This is a genomic window from Pauljensenia sp. UMB3104 (assembly GCF_030217285.1).
GTDB lineage: Bacteria > Actinomycetota > Actinomycetes > Actinomycetales > Actinomycetaceae > Pauljensenia.
In genome coordinates this window covers 1-366 of sequence record NZ_JASONN010000097.1, presented here as the reverse complement: position 1 = coordinate 366, position 366 = coordinate 1, and the positions used below count along the sequence as shown (strand labels likewise).

The 366-nt window shown below is 51.9% G+C and carries 1 protein-coding gene; it reads right to left on the bottom strand.

What is annotated here, in order from left to right; all coding sequences use genetic code 11:
- A partial coding sequence (locus tag QP415_RS10920; protein WP_285100075.1) for a BRO-N domain-containing protein occupies nucleotides 1-282 on the bottom strand: 282 nt, incomplete at its 3' end.
- Between the last annotated feature and the right edge of the window lie 84 nt (nucleotides 283-366).

Here is a 366-nt window from a genome sequence, read left to right as displayed (position 1 = left end):
CACCCAACGGCGGAATGGCGCAACTCGCTCAGCCTTGGAGCGCACCAGTGCCGCGTAAAGGCCCGCTTCTGAAATAGTAAGGAGTTCTTGCCTTCCTCCAGGGGTAGGCACAAACTGCCTACCCTTTTCATCTTCGTCAAGGCCGCGAGTGAAATCCTTGGCGCTTTGGTATTCAAGTATTTTTGCGACATCAGCAGCAACGAACCAAATTTCTCCCGCTTTGTCATGGAAAGTACGGACTCGTTGTTGGCCGAATTTGAAATTTTGTAGTTCAGTAGTCATTAGGCTGCCTTCCTTTGAGCACGGGCAGCCTGGTAAAATCGGGCTGCCTTGTATTGGGCAACCGTGCGATGCAACTTTGGCGAG